We start from the raw sequence: 20222 nt of genomic DNA, 5'->3' as shown, positions 1-20222 counted from the left end.
ATACTGGAATACGGACCGTTTAAACAGCGGAAATATCGGCTTAAAAGGATGTAACGCGGATATGCCCATGTATGTGAGTACGACAAAGGTTAACCATCTCGGCTTCGCGGCGATTTTTCTCTGCATTGGAATAGGATTGTTGTTCTTGAAGGCTGTGCAGAAGGAACAAACCGGTCCGGGGCATTGGGCGATAGCATTTCTCCTGAACACGCTCGGATTCGTTTTCTGGTCCGGCGTGCTGCCTTTGCGGCCGATTGCGTATTATCTGGTGGGAGAAGTCTGCCATTTCAGCGGCTTTCTGGTTTTGCTGTGCGGCGTGTATCTGTTTACCGGCCATCAGCGTTCAATCAAGCTTTTTTTCGCCCTGTCTGTAATCATTTTTGCCTGGATTTCCGGCGTCGCGCTTTTCTTTTTCAATCCTTCGGCGGCTACAGCAGCCGTCCGCACACTCCGTTCAGCCCTTTTCTTTGCCGGGGGATTTCTGGTTCTCGTCCGGTCGCCGAAGAAGGAAATACGGGGCCGACTCTTGACCGGCATCTGCTTCCTTCTTTGGGGCGCCTATAATTTGGTGTACGGGTTTATCAGGATAGAGATTCTGACCGATCTTTTTTTCGGAATTTTGACGGGCTTCCAGGTGCTGTCGGCTTTCGGCCTGATGGTGATGCTGACCGACCGCATGCGGATCAGGAACGAGGAGAAGGAAACCCGCATTTATCAGCTGGAGCGGCTGCTTCCTATTTGCGCGTATTGCAAGAAAATCCGCGACAAGGAAAATCAGTGGCAGCCGGTGGAAACCTACTTTGAAGACCGCACTCAATCCCAGTTCAGTCACGGGATTTGTCCCGATTGCATGGAAAAGAACTTCCCCGATTATGTGAGAAAACAGCGGTTGAAGGCCGCCGCCGCAGGGAACGCGCCGGCAGGTCCGACGGCCGGAAACGCTCCTGCGGCCGGAGGCTCGCTTGCCGGGTCGGCTCCGGAGAACCCGAAATGAGCGTTGAGCACAGGGCCTGGGACTGGAATAAGAACGCGAGCGATATATGGCATGTCCCCTGCGAAGAATCCTTTTTTTTGTTGAACCGCTGGAAGGCGGCCGGCTTTAACCGGTTTCTGGATCTCGGATGCGGACTCGGCCGTCATTCGCTTCAGTTCGCGCTGGCGGGCTTCAGCGTCGATTCCTTCGATCTTTCTCCCGTCGCGGTGGCCGAGACCCGAAAAAAGGCTCAGGACTCAGGCGTATCCCTCCGCGCGGCCGCCGGGGATATGAACTCGCTGCCCTACGCCGCCGAGTCTTTCGACTGCCTGTTGGCGTATCATGTCGTTTCGCACACGGACACCGCGGGCATTACAAAAACGCTTGCGGAAATACGCCGGGTGCTTCGACCCTCGGGCGAGTTTTTTCTGAGTTTGTGTTCCAAGAAGGCGTGGAGCTTCGCGGAGGCCGGCTTTCCGAAAATCGACGATAATACGGTCATGAAAACCGAAGAGGGTCCGGAGTACGGAATTCCTCATTTCTTCGCGGACGACAGGACCATCGACTCGCTTTTCCGGCGAGAGGAACTCGTGTTCGTCAAGCATACTCAGGATCTCATTGTGAACGGCGCAGACTACGGCTCCTGGCACTATTTCATCCTTGGAAAGAACGCGAGCTGAGTAATATCCCGGAGATTGTATTTCCTTGCTGGCAATTGAGTTTTCTTCATGTTACAATAAACTCGAGTCGATTCGGAAAGTAGAAGGATATCATGAACCTTAAGAAGCACACTCTCCCGGGCACTGTTTTGCCGATCGCCGCCTTTGTCGCGCTTATGTTCGCGTTGCTCGGCTCCTGCGTAAATCCCGATTTATTCATACCCCGCGCCGTTCAGGGCATGCTCGATTTGACCAAGTGGAGCTTTTCCGGACCGGTTCCCGCCGCCATGGACGGGGAATGGGAGTTTTATCCCGGCCGGCTGCTTGATCCCGGCTTTTTCAGCGGCGCGGAAGTTTCGGAGGGCGACGCTTCGGCGATTCCGGTCGCCGGCGGTTCGGGCGGCATAGCAAGCGCGGGCGCGAATCCCTGGTTTATCGAAATGCCTGATTCAGGCGTATGGTCGTCCCTGAAGGTCGACGGAAAGCCGCTATCGCCCTACGGCTGCGCAACCTGGCGGCTCCGCTTCGTCTTGCCCCCCGGATCGGGAGACGCCGCCATCCGCATCCCGGAAATTTTTTCCGCCTCCCGCGTTTTCCTGGACGGAGAACTCGCGTTTTCCGCCGGCGTACCGGCGGCGACGAAAGAGGATACCGTCCCCTGGTACCGTACCGGGGTAGTCAGGATCGACTCGACTCCCGGCGTTCATGAGCTCGTCATTCAGGCGGCGAACTTCGGCGAGCGACGGGGCGGCATCAACCGGAGTTTGTGGATCGGCTCGGTCATGTCCGTTCAAACGTCCTATATCAGAAGCCTCGCGATGGACTTGATCGTGTTCGGTTCTCTGTTGACCATCGGCATCTACCATCTCTTCCTCTTCGGGATCAGGCGCAAGGACCGCTCTCCCCTGTGGTTCGGCATTTTCTGCATCATCATCGCGGCGAGAAGCCTTCTCTACGGCGAGCGGTTCGCCTTCGATCTTTTCGGCGGCGTTCCCTGGGAAGTATTCAACCGGCTCGATCATCTGACCTTCTACATCGGAATACCGGTGTTCAGCGCATACATCATGCATATCTTCGACCGCGACATTTCGCGCATCGCGATGAACGCGTATCAGATACTCGGGCTCGCGTTCGCTCTCATGCTCTTCTTTCCGCCGACTGTTTTCAATGTCACGGTGGTGTGGTACGAACTGATCACCGGCGTATACGTGCTGTATCTGCTCTTCATCATTCTCCGTGCGCTGTTCAGAAGGCGCGAGGGCGCGCTGACGACCATGATCGGAATCTTCATTTTCCTGTGCTTCGGGATCAACGAGATTCTGTTCAATATGGGAATGATCAATACCTTCAATTCGCTTTCGATCGGCCTTGTCCTGTTTCTGTTCGCGCAATCGGTGCTGATCGCCATGCGGTTTTCCAAAGCCTTCGACGAGTCGGAGCATCTGGGCCGATCTCTTCTTAATCTGAACGAATCGCTCCGCAGGTTCATCCCGCAGGAGTTTTTCATGCTCCTCAAGCGTGAAGAGGTCGCCGAAATCCGGCTGGGAGACCAGGTGGAAAAGAACATGACCATCATGTTCTCCGACATCCGCCGATTCACCTTGCTCGCCGAACAGCTTGGGGCGGCGAAGACCTTCGAGTTTCTCAACGACTATTTCGGAAGGATCGGAGACGTCATCCGCGCGAACGGAGGCTTCATCGACAAATATCTGGGAGACGGCTTCATCGCGCTTTTCCCCGTATCCCCGGACGCGGCGCTGAAGACGGCGATAGGCATACAGCGCGTCGTTACCGAGTTCAACGCGGCGCGCGCCGCAGAATCGCTTCCTCCCATCGAGGTCGGGATCGGGCTAAACTACGGGCCGCTGATTCTCGGAACCGTCGGAGAGGAGCACCGCATGGACACGACCGTCATCGCGGATTCGGTGAACCTCTGCAGCAGGCTCGAAGGCCTGTGCAAGCATTACGGCAAAGGCATCATCGTGCCCTTCGAATTCCTTGATCTCCTGGAGGACCCGGCAGCCTACCACTGGCGCTATCTGGGATTGATCCGCGTGCAGGGAAGAAAGAAGCCGGTCGAGACGGTGCATATCTACGATGGTTTGGAAGACGAGACGTACGCGATGTTCGATTCGTCGAAGACGAAATTCGAGGAAGCTCTGCATGCCTATCGGAACGGAGACTACGAAGCCGCGATGCATTCGTTCCGCGCCCTCGCCGTCGAAACGCCGGACGATCCGGCCGTATTCACCTTTATTACCCAGATACACCGGCTGATGACATCCGGCCTCGTCGACGAGTGGGACGGGATCGACACTCCCGCGAAATAATTTTTTTTTCCAAGGCTGTTGACAAGCCGTCGATTGCGGGAGTACAGTTACAGCATACGCGATGCGCTTCGATGCGCATCGAATCTAACCAGGAGGCCGTACATGGATAATCGAAAATACGATACCGCGTTCTTTGTCGCGGACGCGCTTGTCGCATCCACCGTATCCGGCGCTCTTCAGGCCCTTATTCAATAGAACCGTACCACCCGATTCTTTTTGAAAAGCAGGTCAGCGCCGCAGAGGGCTGGCCTTTTTTCGTTTCGGGGTTCTTTCGTCCGCGGCGCGGCGACTCCCAGACAAATCAAGACAGTTCTCTGTTCAACGGAAAATCCTGCAGGGTTCGTTGCATCCCTGCGGGCTTTGTTCACCCACTATTCGGGAGAAGAAAATGTCTGTCTCTAATCTCAGTTCTTATGTAATTCAAAAAAACGGATGGGGAAAATTCGGCCGCATCCGCTTGCTGTGGACTTCGCTGGGCGGAATGAAGCTCGCGTACTTTGCGGGCATTCTCGCCATGGCGGTAGAAACGTTCTGCGTCTTCGTATCGCCGGTCATCGTCAAGACCACGATAGACAGCATCATCGGGGAATCCCCTCTGGCGCTTCCGGTGTTTCTGGAGGGCTTCGGACGGCTCTTTTTCGGCCCCGATTACAACGGCGGCGGCGCTCTGCCGCTTCCGGCAATCGCGGCGGAATCCGCGGGCTGGGCATGGCGCGCGTTTCTGCAGAGCCGGCTCTGGATGGTCGCTCTCTTTTTCGTCCTGGTGATTCTGCTTCAGGGAGCGGCGAGCTTTTGCGCGTCGCTGTGCGCGAACGCTTCGGCGGAGCACGCGGCGAAGCGCATGCGTGATACGCTGTATTCCTGCGTTCAGGACTTGCCGTATGAAACCTTGCTTCGCGCGCATTCGGGAGACTGGCTCCAGCGCTGCACTTCCGACGTGGACACCTCTCGCCGTTTTTTGGCGCAGGAGTTCATGGAAATTCTGCGCACCCTGTTTCTCGTTTCTCTTTCGATTCCGTCGATGTATTCCCTGAGCCCCAGGATGACGTTCTGGGGAACGCTGGTGATACCGCTTATTCTTCTGTATTCCTTCGGTTTCCATAAACTGGTGGAGCGGATCTTTCTGGGAGCGGACGAGCGGGAGGGCGTGCTTTCCGGCATCGTGCAGGAAAACGTGACCGGGGTGCGCGTAGTCAGGGCATTCGCCCGGCAGGAATACGAGCAGGAACGGTTCGACCGCGCGAACGGACGCTACCGCGATCAGGTCTTCAAACTCATCGCGTGGCTCGGCGTGTTCTGGGGCTTTTCGAGTTTGCTCGGGATTCTGCAGATCGGCATAGTCCTCGGCGCGGGGTTGTACTTCTTCGCCCAGGGGGAAATATCCGTCGGGATGATCGTTCTGTTTTTATCGTACGAGCATCAGACTCTCTGGCCCGTGCGCCAGTTCGGCCGCGTCCTCGCGGACACAGGCAAGACGAAGGTCGCGCTGGGCCGCATGGCTGAGCTTCTCGCGCTTAAACGGGAAGAAGATCTGGACGCGGAGCCGGGAGCGGAGGACTTGAGCCCGATGTTCTGGAAGCGCGCCGCCGTGGAATTCCGCGACGTTTCGTTCGCCTATCCGGACGGCACGGAAGTTCTGTCAAACGTGTCGTTCAGAATGGAGAGCGGCGAAAGGCTCGCGATAGTCGGGCCGACGGGAAGCGGAAAGTCGACCCTCGTGCATCTCTTGCTCAGATTGTACGAGCCGACTTCCGGCCGCATTACGATCGGAGGCCGCGACTTGAACAGCATTCCGAAGCGCGAGCTGAGGCGGAATATTTCGCTGGTTCTGCAGGAAGGCTTTTTGTACGGGAAGACGATCCGCGAGAATATCCGGATAGGATCCGAGGACGCTGACGAAGAACGGATTTTCGAAGCTTCGCGCGCCGCGTCATTGCATCCGGTGATCGAAGGATTCGCCGCCGGCTACGATACGATGGTCGGCGAGCGGGGCGTGACGCTTTCAGGCGGACAGCGCCAGCGGCTCGCCTTGGCACGCGGAATCATACGCGACGCTTCGCTGCTTGTGCTCGACGACAGCTTGAGCGCGGTGGATACGGAAACCGACGCCAGGATCAGGGAAGCGCTCGACGCCCACGGCGGAGATTCGCGGGACCGCGCGGGCATGATCGTGATCGCCCACCGGCTTACGACGCTCGCCTCCGCGGACCGGATCATCGTGCTCGAGGAAGGAAGAATCACGGCGGTCGGCACTCATGCCGAACTGTCGCAGAAAGAAGGATTGTACCGGCGCCTTGCGGAACTGCAGCGCGCCGTCGAGGCTCAGGGAGCCTGACAAGGATTTTATAATGGAAGAAAATTCATTTAAGGAAACGGAATTCGGGAACGGCTTCGATTTCAAGACGTGGAAGAAGATTTTCAGTCTGAACAAAAAACTGTTTCCGTGGCTGGGAGTGCTTGCTGCGTTCATGATCGCGGTCGCCGTGGTCGACGGAATCTTTCCGCTCATGACCCGGTACGCGATCGACTCTCTTGTTCCCGTGCTGAGCGCGGGAAACTCGATGGATCCGGTGTGGTCCTTCGTGCGGAAGTACGCGGTGCTCGCCGTAACGCAGGGCTTGAACGTATTCCTCTTTATTTTGATCGCCGGAATGATCGAGGTTCGCGTATGCCACAGGCTGCGGTACCTCGCGTTCAGGCAGCTGCAGAAACTGAGCTTCTCGTATTACGACAAAACGCCGGCGGGCTGGATCATGTCCCGCATGACGAGCGACGCGCAGAAGCTCGGCGACACGATCGCCTGGGGAATAGTCGACCTTGTGTGGGGCGGCACGATGATGATCGTCATCATCATATTCATGACGGCCATGCATCCGCCCCTCGCCGCCATGACGCTGTTTTTTACGCCCATATTGCTTGTCGCGACCTTCTGGTTCCAGAAAAAGCTGCTGGCCGCCCAGCGTAAAGCGCGAAAGGCGAACTCCCTGCTTTCCGGCGTATTCAACGAAGGCCTGCAGGGAGCGCGGACTTCGAAGGTTCTAAACGCCGAGGATTTCCACAAGGCGGAATTCGCGAAGCAGAGCTCGACGCTCAGGCGCTACGCGCTGCGCTCCGCCAGGATTTCCGCCCTCTTCATGCCGATCGTCGTGTTTCTCGCGGCGACCGGAGCGGCCGTAGCGCTCGGCGCGGGCGGCACGATGGTTCTGGGGAAGACGCTGAGCTTCGGAACCCTGGTCGCCTTCGTCAACTACGCGATGATGTTCTTCGATCCGGCGCGCGAGTTCGCCCGGGTGCTTTCGGAATTCCAGGCGGCCCAGGCCAGCGCGGAGCGCCTTCTTTCGCTGATCGGGACGGAGCCTGAAATCCTCGACAGGGCGGACGCCCGGGACGACGTCGACATCCTGGGAAGCGTCGAACTGAAGGACGTAAGTTTCCACTACGGAGACGGCAAGTGGATATTCGAACACTTTTCGCTTTCGATTCCCGCCGGACAGACGGTGGCGATCGTGGGCGAGACGGGCTGCGGAAAGTCGACGCTCGTGAATATCCTGTGCCGCTTTTACGAGCCCATATCCGGCGAGGTAAATATCGACGGGCGCGAGTACCGCGAGCGCACCTGCCACTGGCTGCATAGCCGGCTCGGCTACGTGCTTCAGACGCCGCTTTTGTTCTCCGGAACGATCAGGGAGAACATCCGCTACGGCCGGCTGGACGCGACGGACGCTGAAATAGAAAAGGCCGCGTCCGAAGCGAACGCCGCGCACTTTATAGAAGGTTTGGAGCACGGCTACGAAACGATGGTGGGCGAGGGCGGAGTGCTTTTGTCCACCGGGCAGAAGCAGCTCATCAGCCTTGCGCGCGCCCTGGTGGCTGATCCGCGCATCATGATTCTGGACGAGGCGACGAGCTCGGTGGATACGGAAACCGAGGTGCTCGTCCAGAACGCGGTCGACCGGTTGTTGGCGGGAAGGACGAGCGTGGTAATCGCGCATCGTTTGTCGACGATCAGGAACGCAGACCGCATCATCGTGATGGACGCCGGCCGCGTCATCGAGGACGGAACCCATGACGAGCTGATGAGCCGGGCCGGCCGGTATCGCGATTTGTACAACCGGCAGTTCCTGGATTCCGAGGCCATTTTGGAAGCCGCTCGCGAGGAGCCGGCACCGTCCGAGTCCGCTGTTCCCTCTGCCGCGTCCTGATAGAGGGACGCGGGGGTGGCGGAGAAAAACGACCGATCTCTATACCTACCGGTAGGTATAGAGGTCCGGCGGGTTTCGGAGACAGGGGGAGTCGCGGGGATTCGCTGAGGCGTTGCGGGATATAGATTCCGCCCTTCGGTTTCCCGCCGCTTCCCCTTTTTTTTCTGTACGAATTCAAAACAAGACTGAGGCAGAAAGACCCTGCAGGGGCGGTTCTCGGCCGCTCGGAGCCCCCTCGCGCGGGAGTCGGTTCAGGGGCGGAAATCCCGCCGGCTGTGGTGTATGCTGTAAGCCGAGGAGATCGCCATGAAAAGAAACGATGTCGTTCTTGCTTTTTTCGGTCTTGTCCTGGGCGCGGCGCTTTCGTCCTGCGGAGACGGTTCGAGCCTTCCCGCGGACGGGGATTCGCGGATTTTCGATCATGTTCATGCGACGCGGTCGGCGCTGACTGCGTTGTCCGATGCGGACATCCTGCTCGCGAAAGACGCCCTGCATATCGGGTACGGGCATACCTCCCACGGGAGCCAGATTACCGACGGACTTAATTCGCTCGACGCTTTTATGGGCGGGACCGGGCTCTATTCGACGAATTCGAGCGGCGCGGGCGGGGCGCTTCATTTGTATGAAGGGGACGGCTACGGCTCGGGCGATCTCGACCATGACGCCGGGTATTATCCGGACTGGACCGCCGAAACGGAAGCGTTTCTGGGACCGGCGAATCCCGACGGCAGGGGGTCGGCGCACCCTGAATTCAACGTGATCATGTGGTCCTGGTGCGGGCAGCTTTCTTCCCGTTCGGCGGAAGATGTGCGCACGCAGTATCTTGAACCGATGGCGGAATTCGAGGCCGAATATCCGGGAATCGCCTTCGTATATATGACCGGCCACGCGGACGGCTCGGGCCTTGAGGGCGCGCTTCACCGGAATAATCAGATTATCCGCGCTTGGTGCGCCGAGCGGGGCTCCTGGCTTTTCGATTTTTACGATATCGAGTGCTATGACAGCGACGGCGCGTACTACGGAGATAAACACGTAACCGACGCCTGCGACTACGAGGACGAGACCGGGACCGGTCCCGTGACGCGGAACTGGGCTTTGGAATGGCAGGACTCTCATCCGGGCGAGTGGTACGAGTGCGGAGCCGAGCATTCCCAGCCGGTGAACTCGAACCGGAAGGCGTACGCGGCGTGGAATCTGTTCGCGGCCCTTGCGCGCGAGGCGCAGTAGGCTGGATTGTCGACGGCGAGCCGCCGCTTTCCAATGAATAAGGAGTTTCAAGCATGAAGAAGAGTATTTCAGGGGCTTCGGTGTTTCGTTTGTTATTCGCCCTGCTTTTCGCGGCAATTCTTGTTGCCGGGTGTTCGAATCCGTCCGGTTCGGGAGATGAGGATCCCGCGGTAGAGGATCCGATTATCGAGGATCCGGTTGATGAAAAACGCGAGACGATTTTCGATTTCGCGTACGGTGACGATCCGCTACAGAAAATGGATGTGTGGTTTCCCGCTGTACAGGATGAAACGCGCGGCGCCGTCCTTCTGATTCACGGAGGTTCGTGGACCGGCGGCGACAAATTGATTTTTCCTTCCTTAATTATGCAGACCTTCGCGAATATCGGGTATGTGACCGTTTCGATTAATTACCGCCTGTTTGATCCTGAAGCTCCCGCGGGAGAAAGCGCGGGCTTCCCCGAGATGCTCGCGGACGTGCACGCGGCCCGCCTCGCTATGGCGAAGAAAGCCGCAGATTGGGGCTTTAATCCCCAGAAGATTGCGGTGGTCGGCTTATCCGCGGGCGCCCATCTGGGGCTGCTTGAAACGCTCCAGAACAGCGACAGTTCAATCGTGGCCTGCGCCTCTCTTTCCGGGCCGACCGACTTGATGGATCAGACTTTTTTGAATTATGTCGTCACGTCCGCGGACGCGGAGGCCGGAACGCCGGCTATTACCGTCGGCGACGGGCTCAGTCTCATACTCGGCGGCGCCTACGATCCGGAGGATGAAGATTCCCAGTCCGCATGGAAGCTCTCGAGTCCGTTGTGGAGGTTGAAGAATCTGTACGACGCGTCGCCTGAGGCGATCACCCGCGTGCAGTGGTTTCTGGCCTGGGGCGCGCTCGACGAGTTCGTTCCGTACGCTACCCAGGGCAAGGCTTTTTACGAAGAGTTGAATGATATCGAGGGTGTTTCCGCGACCTATTATGAAGGCGCAGAGGACGGCCATGGACTGGAAAAATCATTTGCTGTCATTTTAACCGACCATCTGAAGCCGCTGTTCGATGCGACGTTAAACTAGTTTTCTTCGGCAACGTCGGCAGGCTGATGGTATGCGGGAGCTGTTCTTCTTACGGACAGCTCTTTTTTTTACAGATAACCGGTGTTTGTCGGATAAAAAAATCTCGAAAATATCCATTTTCTCAGTTTTCCTTTTTTTATTTTATGGTGCTACACTCGGTTTGTAAGAGCTTATCAACATATATATTGTGATGCTATACAAAGACGTAAAGAGAAATGAAAGGAGACCGTATGAAGAAAAATCTCTGGAAAGCAGCATACCTTTTGTGTATAGTTCTTTTGCTTTCGTTCCAATCGTGCGATAGTCCTACGAATACCCCTGATGATTCCGGGGAGACGCCGACCACGCCGACCGATCCCACGACGCCGACTGATCCCACCACGCCGACCGACCCAACGACGCCGACCGACCCAAGGACGCCAACCCCTGGCGGAAGTAATCTGGCTCTGACTGAAACAGACTTTAATTCATCTTTGGTCATCGGCAGTTCTGCTGTATCAACCATCGGCGAGATACCATATAAAATGATTCTTGCCAACGATGGAGCAGAGAAGGTATTTCCGACTGGAAAATCCGATACGAGTACTGCGAGCCTTGACCATTCCTTTTTCATTGGTGAAACAACTGTAACGAATGCAGTTGTGCGGAATATTCTCCAGTGGGCATATGACGAGGGCAAATTTTCCGAAACCGTTACAGATCATAATGCTATAAGCAAATACGGGGCAAAGTTTGGTACAAAAACGCTACTATCTTTTTATAATGGATCATCGAACAAGTATTTACCCATTACCTTTAATGAAGATACAAAGCAATTCGCTGTCGACGCGGGTCTCGAGAACTATCCTGCTGTCTATGTTTCCTGGCATGGCGCTGTTATGTTCTCCAACTGGTTGACCGAGATGAGAGACGGCAATACGGATAATGTCGTGTATTCAGGAATAGCCGAATCCTGGCTTGTTCAGGATACGGTTGTTGATATTACAAAAAACGGCTATCGAATACCGAGTGATATCGAGTGGGAATACGCGGCAAGGTATCGCGGTTTGGATGCGGCGAATTCAGTCGTAACGGAGATAAAGACTATCGACTTTTCCATCCAGCCTCTGAAATGGACAAAGGGCAATTCTGCCAGCGGCGCATCGGGTTCAACGAGCGTGGAAAGCGCGACGAGGGCTGTCGCATGGTACACTAATGATCCGGATATGAGTACATTTGCGGAATTAATGCCCGTAAAGGGGAAACTGGCAAATCATTTGGGACTGTACGATATGTGCGGAAACGCTGCTCAGTGGTGTTTTGACCTAGCGATGCCCGGATATGTCAGGTCGACTCGAGGCGGAACGTATTACAGTAATCCCCGTATGTACCTGAATGTCGGTACGATAACCGGATATCATCCTGAGAAACGTGAATCCGAGATAGGATTCCGTTTGGTCAGGAGCCGGTGATCGGTCTCACGCATTGTTGATGCCCTGCGGTATTGAGTTCTGGTCGAATACTGTCAGCCTTCCGTCTTGCGTGGCGGAAGGCTTTATTCGCATGTACGGGTATACTTAGTGCTGATCCGAGCGAGGCCTTGCCCTGTTCCGTAATACGGGGTAGAATAGGGCATTGCTTCGGCAAAATATACGAAGGCTTTTCTTTGCAGAAGCGCGAAGAAACGGAACCGCGACAGGGCGGTGCGCGACGCCTTCAAAATCCAGGACAGTGCCATGTTGCTCGCCCCCGCGGAGTTTTCGACTCTTCCGCAGAGGTTCAATCTTTTCCAAAGCGGTTTTTGGGCTTTTTTCAGAAACGGCGGAACGAATCGATCTTTCGCATTCATCGTTGATCCGGGGGAGGGCGTCCGTCGTTTCCCCTGGTTCTCATCGCGCGCGGCGGCGTTTCCGATAATCGGTACGCGTACGCGCCCCACGGCCCGGATCTTCCGCTCGACGAAGGGGATCGCGGGCTTTTTCTTGAAGAGCTCTCCCTCTCCTTGCAGAAAGTTCTTCCCCCGGGCTTGTCCTGCATCCGCTACGACCTCCCCTTTCTATCTCCGTATACAGACAGCCGATTCTGGACATCCGCCGGCCAGTGGAAGGGCGCTCCCCGTCCGGAACTCCGCGAGCTGCGCATGAATTACGGTACCCGTTTCCGCCAGCTGCGCAAGGCGCCCTTGGATCATTTCAGCCCCGATACAGTGATCATCAGCTTGAGGGAAGCGGAAGAGGTTATTCTTTCACGCATGAGGCAGACGACGCGGAACTGCGTCAGAAAATCGTTGAAGAGCGGTCTTTCGTTCAGGGTCGCCGGCGCAGAGTCTCTTCCCGTTTGGCATGAGCTGTATTCGGAGACGGCGAGGCGGAAGGGCTTTTATTTCGAGGGCCTAGCGTATTTTGAGAAGCTGTTTCGCGATGCGGAGAAGTTCGCCGATCTTTCGCGCGAATCCGGCAGCCCAGCAAGCGCGGCCGTTTCAGATTGTTCGTCGACCATCGGCGATTCGCCGGCGGGTGGGAATCCCGTTCCGCGGTTTTTTGTTCTGCTCGCGGAACTCGAGGGCGTTCCGCTGGCCGGAATTATTCTGGGCGTATGCGGAACGCGCGGGTATTACCTGTACGCCGGATCGAGTTTGGAGCGGCGGGACGCCATGCCGAACTACGGGCTTCAGTGGGAGGCTATCAAGCTGTTGAAAAGCATGGGATGCCTTGAATACGATTTGATGGGTGTGCCGCCGAACGGAGACCCCGGACATTCGATGTACGGCTTGTATACATTCAAAACCGGACTGGGCGGAAAAATAATTCACTATGCCGGGTGTTGGGATTTCCCCCTCGATTCGGACCGCTATGAGCATCAGCGCAACGCGGAGAATCTCGGGGGAATCCGGTGATTACACCGCGCCCGCGGCCGTCGTCTCCGCGATTTGCGTGAAGATGATGCCGAGGGCCATGGCTCCGGCGTCGGGGTGGCTCAAGCTTCGGTCGCCTACGTAGCTCGCGCGTCCTTTGGACGCTGAGTATTCGCGGGTTTTTTCGGCGCCTTCGCGGGCCGCCGCCGCCGCTTTTTCGAAGGCCGCTTCGATTTGAAGCCCGGCCCTGGCGCTTGCCGAAAGCGATTCTACGGTAGGGATGAGGGCGTCGAGAAGGGTTTTATCTCCGAGCTTCGCGCCGCCCCGCTTCTGGATTCCCTCGACTGCCGCTTGCATGAGAGAAGCGAACTCTCCCAGATCGACGAGGGCTTTCCCCGCGGCGTTTTTGCCGGCGGCTCTGAAGGCCGAGCCCCAGATCGGGCCAGAGGCTCCTCCGCAGTGTTCGGTGATGATCAGCGAGCAGTCCCTGAGAAAGCTTCCGATGTCAGCTCTGTCGAGAGCATTCCATTCTGATTTCAGGACCTTGAAGCCCTTGGCGACCGACATGCCGAAGTCGCCGTCGCCCGCCGCGGAATCGAGCTCGCAGAAGGGTTTTTCGTTTTCAATGATGATGTCTGCCATGCGGGCGACGAGTCCGGCCATATCCGTCGTTGTCAGCGTGTTCATGTGTTTCTCCTGATCGTTCAGCATTTGAATCCGCAGGCGTCTGCCGGAGCGGAAAGCAGTTCTTTGAGTTCTTCGTCGAGCTTCATCAGCGTGATCGAGGCTCCCGCCATGTCGATCGAGGTCATGTAGTTGCCCACATAGCTTTTCGCGATCTTGATGCCGCGCTTCTCGAGGGACTTCGCGGCCGAGTTGAACAGAAGGTAGAGCTCCTGAAGGGGAGTCGAGCCGAATCCGTTCACGAGCACGGCAGTTTCGCAGCCCGCGGTAAAGGGAAGATCGGGACAGATGCAGTCGAGAAGCTTTTCCGCTAGCTCGTCTGCCGTGACGGTTTCCTCGCGCCGCGTGCCCGGCTCTCCGTGGATGCCGACGCCGAACTCCATTTCGTCTTCGCTTAAGACGAAGGTCGGGGTTCCCTTGGCGGGCACCGTGCAAGAGGTGAGGGCGAATCCCATCGAGCGGACGTTGGCGATTGCTTTTTCAGCGACGGCTTTCACCTCGGCGAGGCTGAGCCCCTTTTCCGCGGCCGCTCCTGCTGCCTTGTGCACCAGCACCGTTCCCGCGACGCCGCGGCGTCCGACGGTGTAGAGGCTGTCCTTCACCGCGACATCGTCGTTCACGTACACCCGTTCGGCGACGATTCCGTCGTCTTCTTCAGCCATCTCCGCGGCGGCGTCGAAGTTCATGCAGTCGCCTGAGTAGTTCTTGATTATGAGCAGGGTTCCCTTGTTTGATTTGGTTTCCCTGATCGCGTTGTACACCTGGATCGTCGACGGCGAGGCGAACACGTCGCCGCACACCGCCGCGTCCAGCATTCCCTCTCCGACGAATCCCGCGTGCGCCGGCTCGTGGCCGCTTCCGCCGCCGGAGATGAGGCTGACCTTGTCAGCATTAAGCGTCTTGCGGCGGATAATCTTGCTCTTGGCGATGAAAACCAGCTTGTCCGGATGGGCGCGCTGCATTCCTTCGCACATTTCCATGACCAGCGTCTCGGGAGCATTGATGATCTTTTTCATGCCCGGCTCCCGATTTTGTCCGCTGCGAGAATCGCCGCGCAAACGGCTGCTTCGGTAACGGGGAAGGGCATGTTGTGGATGCTTTCTCCCGGCGCGCAGGCGGCCTTGGCGACGGCGGCGATTTTTTCCTTCGATGCTTCCGTTACGCCGAGGTCAGCGAGGCAGACGGGGAGGCCGACCGACTTGCAGAACGCGATGACTTCATGAAGCTCCGCGGTCGGCGCGTTTTCGAGCACGAGGTGGACGATGGTTCCGAAGGCGACCTTTTCTCCGTGGTAGAACTTGTGGGTTTCCTCGAGGACGGTCAATCCGTTGTGGACGGCGTGGGCGGCGGCGAGTCCGCCGCTTTCGAAGCCGAGCCCCGAAAGAAGAATGTTCGCTTCGACGATGTTTTCGAGGGCGGGAGTTACGGACTTCGCTTCGCAGGAGAGTTTTGCCTTGACGCCGTCTTCGAGCAGGGTGTTATAGCAGAGTTCGGCGAGCGCGAGAGCAGCGCGGGTTCCGCAGGCATCCGGCCTTCCGTGTCCGCTCGCGTTAACCCGCGCGAAGGATCTCATGCAGGAGCGGGCTTCGAACCAGGTGGAAAGCGCGTCGCCCATGCCTGAGACGAGAAAGCGCGCGGGCGCCTGGGCGACCACCGCGGTGTCGACGAGGACGACGTTCGGATTGCTGACGAAGTAGGCGTAGTCGTCGAAGGCTCCTTCGGGAGTGTAGAGCACCGCGGAGGAACTCGTGGGCGCGTCGGTGGCGGCGATGGTGGGGCAGATGATGACCGGCTTGACGCTGTCCGCTACGCACTTGGCGGTGTCGATGGCCTTTCCTCCGCCGAGTCCGATTACAGCGTCGCAATTCGCCTGCGCCGCTTTTTCCTTCAGCCGCGCGATTTCCTGGCGCGAGCATTCGCCGCCGAAGTCCGACGCGACGAATGCGATTCCGTATTCTTTCGCGGTGAAATCGAGCGCTTCCTTGACGCGGGCGGCGTCGTCGCGATGGGCGATCAGCAGGGCGGATTTTCCGTACAGCTTGACGTAGGCTCCCAGATCCCTGAGAGCCCCCTCGCATTGAATGTATTTGACCGGGGAGATGAATGCCTTTCTCATATGTGCCTCCTTGAACTGAATGAGGCGGAACGTCCGCGCGCTGTCAGGCGCCGCTCCTGCCTTGATTCCAGTATGGCTCTGCGAGGGGATATTCGCTGGTAGTAATCAGGATGATTTTCCGTAACTTCGCGCAGAAGCGGTAAAAAGGAATTGCATTTTTCAGCACTCGGCCGAGCGGAGCCCGGATCAGTTTTTCTTGTAGGCCGAAGGCGTCGTTCCCGCGATCTTCTTGAACACCTTGTCGAAGTAGCTGATGTCGTCGAAGCCGAGGTTGAAAGCGATGGTCGTGATGGGAATGTCTTCCTGGTCGAGGTACTCGCAGGCCTTGCGTATCCTGAGCGTGTTCACGTAATTCGCGAAGGTCTCTCCGGTGATTTTGTTGAAGAGCTTGCTGAAGTAGCTCGAACTGATGTTGCACCTCGACGCCATTTCGTCCAGGGTGATCCGTTCGTGGTAATGCGACGCGATGTAGTCGAGGGCGGGCCTGATGATGAAGCTGTTGTACGCCGGCCTTCCTTCTGCGGCGCGTCCGTCCTGCGATCCGCTCGCCTCGAGCCGGTCGTTCAGTTCTATCTTGAGCAGGGCTTCTTCGATCATGTAGTTGTTGATCTGGAAGAGCATGTTGGCGATGATCTGCACCCTGTCCCGCGACATGACCGGAAGGAGTTTTTTCTGTTTCTCCAGTTCGGCGAAGAAATCTCCGTCGATCGCGGACAGCCTTCCTTCCGCTATCGTTTCGAGCTCCTGAGCGTCCTCGTCGGCGGGAACTACCTGTCCTGCCATGATGGCCCCGGCGTAGACGCCTCCCAGAACGATGGGAACGGCGAGATCGAGAATTCCCATGTGGCAGCGGTAGATGTAGGGTTTGGAAAGCCGGGCGGCTTCGAGCCCGCCGCGCGCGTCGCATTTTCTGCACAGGTTGTTGAGTTCGGGATTCGAGCGGACGAGCGAGCAGTAGGCGCTGCATCTGCTGTGTTCGGTGACGGGAGTTCCCTGAAAGTCGACGATGAGCATCGCCATGTCGGACGCCTCCGAAAGGCAGTCCTGAATCTTCTGGTAGTTGTGCGCGTTGATGATGTAGTCGAGGTTCGGAGCGGTAAAAGGCATTCGCTATTGTCTCCCCGGTTCGGCCGTCTGTCAAGTTCAGCCGATGGAGATTCCGCCCCTGCGGGGACCTTCGCACGCGCCGGCTGCGCGGAACGGCTCTCTCCCCTGATGCTTTTTTCGGCCTCGTCCTTGATTGTTTTTCTCATAAATCCGGAGAAAGGCGGTAGCACGAAAATGGAATAACGTGTTATCATGCACTTCCTGTGAACGTCGTTGAAGCTGAAAATCTGACATTTACCTATCGCGTGGAGGATCGGGAGCGGCCGGCCCTGAGGAGTGCGAGCCTTGCCGTCGGGCGCGGGGAATTCGCGGCGATTCTCGGGGCGAACGGTTCGGGGAAGTCCACGTTCGCGCGGCATTTGAACGCGCTGCTGATTCCCGATTCGGGGAGGCTTTCTGTCGCGGGGCTGAATCTGCCGGCGGGGAACGCAGCGGGGCCGTTGACCGGGGATCAGATCGAAGCGCGCAGGCGGGTCGGTTTGGTGTTCCAGAATCCGGATACTCAATTTGTTTCTTCTATAATATACGAGGATGTCGCGTTCGCGTTGACGAACCGGGGCTGCGCCGAAGAGGTTGCGAGAAATCGGGTGCGAGAGTCCCTTGCGGCTGTCGGAATGTCCGGCTACGAGGAACGGTCTCCGTATGCGTTGTCCGGCGGGCAGAAGCAGCGGATCGCGCTTGCCGGAGTGCTTGCCGCCGATCCTGAGGTGCTGGTTTTCGACGAGGCGACCTCCATGCTCGATCCGGAGGGCCGGCGGGAAATCCTCGACGCCCTTGTTTCGCTGAAGAACCGCGAGGGGCGCGCCCTGGTGATGGTAACCCATCAGGTAGACGAGGCGGCGCTTGCGGACCGCGTCATTTTAATGGATCGCGGAGAGGCGATAGCGTCGGGAAGCCCGCGGGAGATTTTTCAGGACCGCGCCCTGCTAGCGCGCGCGCGGCTCGAGCCGCCGGTTCCGGTGAAGCTGTATCTGGATCTTCGCGAGGCGGGAATCGAATTATCCCGCTGTCCGCTGACGGTTGCCGAGTTCGCGGAGGAAGCATGCCGCTTGAAGTAAGAAACGCCTGGTACGCGTATCCGTCTTTTCACCGCGGGCCGGCTGCCAAAAGCGCGCTCCGGGGAGCGTCGTTTTCCGTGGGCCGGGGCGAGTTCGTCGCCCTCATGGGAAAGACGGGGTGCGGAAAATCCACGCTGCTGCAAATCGCCGCGGGCCTCGCCTCTCCTTCGAGCGGGGCGGTCTTCCTGGACGGGGAAGAGCTCCGGAAGGCGGGGAACGAAAAAATCGGGATCGTGTTTCAATATCCGGAGACTCAGCTTTTCGCGCTCACCGCCGCGGCGGACGTCGGCTTCGCGCTGAAGCGGAAGAGACTTCCGGATGCGGAACGGGAGGCCAGGATTCGAGAGGCCTTCGATGCGGTCGGCCTTGAGTACGGCGAGTATGCCGACGTATCGCCTTTAGTACTTTCAGGCGGAGAGAAGCGCCGCGTCGCGATCGCGGGAATACTCGCTTCGCGTCCGGATTATCTGCTGCTCGACGAGCCGACGGCGGGATTGGACCCCGCGGGACGGCGCGATTTTCTGTTTCTTTTGGACCGGCTCAACCGCCGGGGCGTTTCGATACTCATGGCGACCCACGACGCGGACGCCGTGTGCGAGCATTGCTCCAGGGTAATTGTTCTTGAAGAGGGCGCCGTTGCGGAAGATTCTCCCGTCCGCGAGTCTGTTCTGATGCCGGCGAGTCCGGTGCGAAGCGTCGCCGCTGCTTTGCGCGAGGCGGGAATCGACGTCGGCGAGGGCGTGTTCCGTTACGAGGAGCTGCGCACAGCGTTGGCGAAAAGGCTGAAAGGCATGGGCGGGGAGCTGCGCACAGCGTTGACGGAAAGGCTGAAAGGGATGGGCGGGGGGCTCGCACAGGCCGCGCAGCCTGCACAGGGCGGGGGGCTCGTACAGGGTGGGGAGCTCGCACAGGGCGGGGGGCTCGTACAGGGTGGGGAGCTCGCACAGGGCGGGGGGCTCGTACAGGGTGGGGAGCTCGCACAGGGCGGGGGGCTTGCACAGGGCGGCGAGCGTGCACAGGGCGGGGGGCTCGTACAGGGCGGGGAGCTCGCACAGGGCGAGGGGCTCGCACACGGCGGGGGGCTCGCACAGGGCGCGCAGCCTGCACAGGGCGGGGGGCTCGCACAGGGCGAGGGGCTCGCACACGGCGGGGGGCTCGCGCAGCCTGCACAGGACGATAATCGCAGTCTGCCGCCCCGGCCGTCTTTTCTCGAGCGGATGAATGCCGGCGCGAAGCTGGCCTCGTTTTGTCTTTTGCTCGCGGCGGTGCTGTTCGCAGACACGCTCGCGGGATTTCTCCTCGTCGCCGGAGCGGCGGCAGCCGTATTCTCGGCGTCGGGGTTGCGCCCTTCTGCCTTGGCGCGCTATCTGGGCGGCCTGGGTTGGTTCGTGTTTTTCGTATTCGTTTTGAACTTTCTTTTTTTCGAGTCTTCCGGAGGATGGTCCTGGTGGATATTTACGCCTTCCCGCGCGGGCGCGGCGCAGGGAGCTTCGATCGCCTTCCGCGTGCTGATTCTGACCCTTTTGGGAAACGCGCTGATAGAGACTACTTCTCCGCCTCAATTGACCGGCGCGATCGAGCGCGCGATTTCTCCCCTGTCTCTGCTTCGCCTTCCGGCGGCGGAGATTGCCCTGATTCTGGGAATCGCGCTGCGATTCGTTCCGCTGCTCCGCGACGAAGCGGACTGCATCCGCAAGGCGCAGACGGCGCGAGGCGCCCGCTTCGATTCCCGGAACATCGCCGTTAAAACGCTGAGCGTTCTCGCGCTGACGGTTCCCGTTTTTCTGGTGGCCTTTACGCGCGCGGACGAGCTTTCGCAGGCGATGGAAGCGCGCGGTTTCCAGGGCGCCGTCAAGAGGCGCAAGCGCATGAAGGCGCTCGCGTTCCGCGACTACGCCGCTCTTGCGTTTTCGCTGTGCGTTCCTGCCCTTATATGTTTTTTTCATTGGTGAACGAATCCGCGTATTGC

At 58.3% G+C, this 20222-nt stretch carries 16 protein-coding genes; 11 read left to right on the top strand and 5 right to left on the bottom strand.

All coding sequences use genetic code 11. The features are described from left to right. Positions 1 to 67 precede the first annotated feature (67 nt). The 8 genes from K7J14_RS05075 to K7J14_RS05040 all read left to right on the top strand — a co-directional run bounded on the left by K7J14_RS05075 (position 68) and on the right by K7J14_RS05040 (position 11906). Positions 68 to 994, top strand: a complete 927-nt coding sequence (locus K7J14_RS05075; RefSeq protein ID WP_230753929.1) for a hypothetical protein — start codon at positions 68 to 70, stop codon at positions 992 to 994. Further along, positions 991 to 1653, top strand: a complete 663-nt coding sequence (locus K7J14_RS05070; RefSeq protein ID WP_230753927.1) for a class I SAM-dependent methyltransferase — start codon at positions 991 to 993, stop codon at positions 1651 to 1653. Before K7J14_RS05075 ends, K7J14_RS05070 begins: the two co-directional genes overlap by 4 nt. Positions 1654 to 1745: 92 nt before the next feature. Further along, positions 1746 to 3962: an adenylate/guanylate cyclase domain-containing protein gene (locus tag K7J14_RS05065; protein WP_230753926.1), complete on the top strand. Its 2217-nt coding sequence runs from the start codon at positions 1746 to 1748 to the stop codon at positions 3960 to 3962. A gap of 388 nt (positions 3963 to 4350) precedes the next feature. Continuing rightward, on the top strand, positions 4351 to 6297 hold the full coding sequence (locus K7J14_RS05060; protein ID WP_230753924.1) for an ABC transporter ATP-binding protein: 1947 nt from the start codon (positions 4351 to 4353) through the stop codon (positions 6295 to 6297). A gap of 13 nt (positions 6298 to 6310) precedes the next feature. Next, positions 6311 to 8164, top strand: coding sequence for an ABC transporter ATP-binding protein (locus K7J14_RS05055; protein ID WP_230753922.1), 1854 nt, complete (start codon positions 6311 to 6313; stop codon positions 8162 to 8164). Positions 8165 to 8470: 306 nt separating this feature from the next. Further along, positions 8471 to 9391: a hypothetical protein gene (locus tag K7J14_RS05050; protein ID WP_230753920.1), complete on the top strand. Its 921-nt coding sequence runs from the start codon at positions 8471 to 8473 to the stop codon at positions 9389 to 9391. Positions 9392 to 9444: 53 nt separating this feature from the next. Further along, positions 9445 to 10455 carry an alpha/beta hydrolase gene (locus tag K7J14_RS05045; protein WP_230753917.1) on the top strand — a complete coding sequence of 337 codons (1011 nt, stop codon included), beginning with the start codon at positions 9445 to 9447 and terminating at the stop codon, positions 10453 to 10455. A 230-nt stretch (positions 10456 to 10685) separates the two neighbouring features. After that, complete coding sequence (locus K7J14_RS05040; RefSeq protein WP_230753914.1) at positions 10686 to 11906, top strand: formylglycine-generating enzyme family protein; 1221 nt, start codon at positions 10686 to 10688, stop codon at positions 11904 to 11906. A gap of 83 nt (positions 11907 to 11989) precedes the next feature. Here the strand turns inward: K7J14_RS05040 and K7J14_RS05035 are convergent, their stop codons facing one another. Beyond that, complete coding sequence (locus K7J14_RS05035; protein WP_230753911.1) at positions 11990 to 12373, bottom strand: hypothetical protein; 384 nt, start codon at positions 12371 to 12373, stop codon at positions 11990 to 11992. Positions 12374 to 12436: 63 nt separating this feature from the next. Between K7J14_RS05035 and K7J14_RS05030 the strand changes: the two genes are divergently transcribed. After that, positions 12437 to 13330: a lipid II:glycine glycyltransferase FemX gene (locus K7J14_RS05030; protein WP_230753908.1), complete on the top strand. Its 894-nt coding sequence runs from the start codon at positions 12437 to 12439 to the stop codon at positions 13328 to 13330. Here the strand turns inward: K7J14_RS05030 and dhaL are convergent, their stop codons facing one another. The 4 genes from dhaL to K7J14_RS05010 form a co-directional block, all read right to left on the bottom strand. After that, on the bottom strand, positions 13331 to 13975 hold the full coding sequence (gene dhaL / locus K7J14_RS05025; RefSeq protein WP_230753905.1) for a dihydroxyacetone kinase subunit DhaL: 645 nt from the start codon (positions 13973 to 13975) through the stop codon (positions 13331 to 13333). Positions 13976 to 13992: 17 nt separating this feature from the next. Further along, positions 13993 to 14988 (bottom strand): dihydroxyacetone kinase subunit DhaK, encoded by a 996-nt coding sequence (gene dhaK, locus K7J14_RS05020; protein ID WP_230753902.1) that lies wholly within the window; start codon positions 14986 to 14988, stop codon positions 13993 to 13995. Then, the gene (locus tag K7J14_RS05015) at positions 14985 to 16088 is read right to left on the bottom strand and encodes a glycerol dehydrogenase (RefSeq protein WP_230753899.1); all 1104 of its coding nucleotides are present in this window, start codon (positions 16086 to 16088) and stop codon (positions 14985 to 14987) included. The genes dhaK and K7J14_RS05015 overlap by 4 nt, the downstream gene beginning before the upstream one ends. 186 nt (positions 16089 to 16274) lie before the next feature. After that, entirely contained in the window at positions 16275 to 17195 is a 921-nt protein-coding gene (locus K7J14_RS05010) for a PocR ligand-binding domain-containing protein (protein WP_230753896.1), read from the bottom strand. Between the two features lie 203 nt (positions 17196 to 17398). Here K7J14_RS05010 and K7J14_RS05005 point away from each other — a divergent pair, with 203 nt between their 5' ends. Next, complete coding sequence (locus tag K7J14_RS05005; protein WP_230753893.1) at positions 17399 to 18253, top strand: ATP-binding cassette domain-containing protein; 855 nt, start codon at positions 17399 to 17401, stop codon at positions 18251 to 18253. Continuing rightward, on the top strand, positions 18238 to 20205 hold the full coding sequence (locus tag K7J14_RS05000; protein ID WP_230753890.1) for a CbiQ family ECF transporter T component: 1968 nt from the start codon (positions 18238 to 18240) through the stop codon (positions 20203 to 20205). The genes K7J14_RS05005 and K7J14_RS05000 overlap by 16 nt, the downstream gene beginning before the upstream one ends. The last annotated feature ends 17 nt before the right edge of the window (positions 20206 to 20222 follow it).

Origin of the sequence: Teretinema zuelzerae (assembly GCF_021021555.1) — a bacterium.
Classification (GTDB): Bacteria; Spirochaetota; Spirochaetia; order Treponematales; family Treponemataceae; genus Teretinema; species Teretinema zuelzerae.
Note: the sequence above shows the minus strand (reverse complement) of the source record. Positions and strands in the feature narration are given on the sequence as shown.

Coding starts and splice junctions, on each gene's coding strand:
- K7J14_RS05045 (WP_230753917.1), top strand. CDS start 9,445: ATGAAGAAGAGTATTTCAGGGGCTTCGGTGTTTCGTTTGTTATTCGCC.
- dhaL (WP_230753905.1), bottom strand. CDS start 13,975: ATGAACACGCTGACAACGACGGATATGGCCGGACTCGTCGCCCGCATG.
- K7J14_RS05050 (WP_230753920.1), top strand. CDS start 8,471: ATGAAAAGAAACGATGTCGTTCTTGCTTTTTTCGGTCTTGTCCTGGGC.
- K7J14_RS05070 (WP_230753927.1), top strand. CDS start 991: ATGAGCGTTGAGCACAGGGCCTGGGACTGGAATAAGAACGCGAGCGAT.
- K7J14_RS05040 (WP_230753914.1), top strand. CDS start 10,686: ATGAAGAAAAATCTCTGGAAAGCAGCATACCTTTTGTGTATAGTTCTT.
- K7J14_RS05065 (WP_230753926.1), top strand. CDS start 1,746: ATGAACCTTAAGAAGCACACTCTCCCGGGCACTGTTTTGCCGATCGCC.
- dhaK (WP_230753902.1), bottom strand. CDS start 14,988: ATGAAAAAGATCATCAATGCTCCCGAGACGCTGGTCATGGAAATGTGC.
- K7J14_RS05060 (WP_230753924.1), top strand. CDS start 4,351: ATGTCTGTCTCTAATCTCAGTTCTTATGTAATTCAAAAAAACGGATGG.
- K7J14_RS05015 (WP_230753899.1), bottom strand. CDS start 16,088: ATGAGAAAGGCATTCATCTCCCCGGTCAAATACATTCAATGCGAGGGG.
- K7J14_RS05055 (WP_230753922.1), top strand. CDS start 6,311: ATGGAAGAAAATTCATTTAAGGAAACGGAATTCGGGAACGGCTTCGAT.
- K7J14_RS05010 (WP_230753896.1), bottom strand. CDS start 17,195: ATGCCTTTTACCGCTCCGAACCTCGACTACATCATCAACGCGCACAAC.
- K7J14_RS05000 (WP_230753890.1), top strand. CDS start 18,238: ATGCCGCTTGAAGTAAGAAACGCCTGGTACGCGTATCCGTCTTTTCAC.
- K7J14_RS05075 (WP_230753929.1), top strand. CDS start 68: ATGTATGTGAGTACGACAAAGGTTAACCATCTCGGCTTCGCGGCGATT.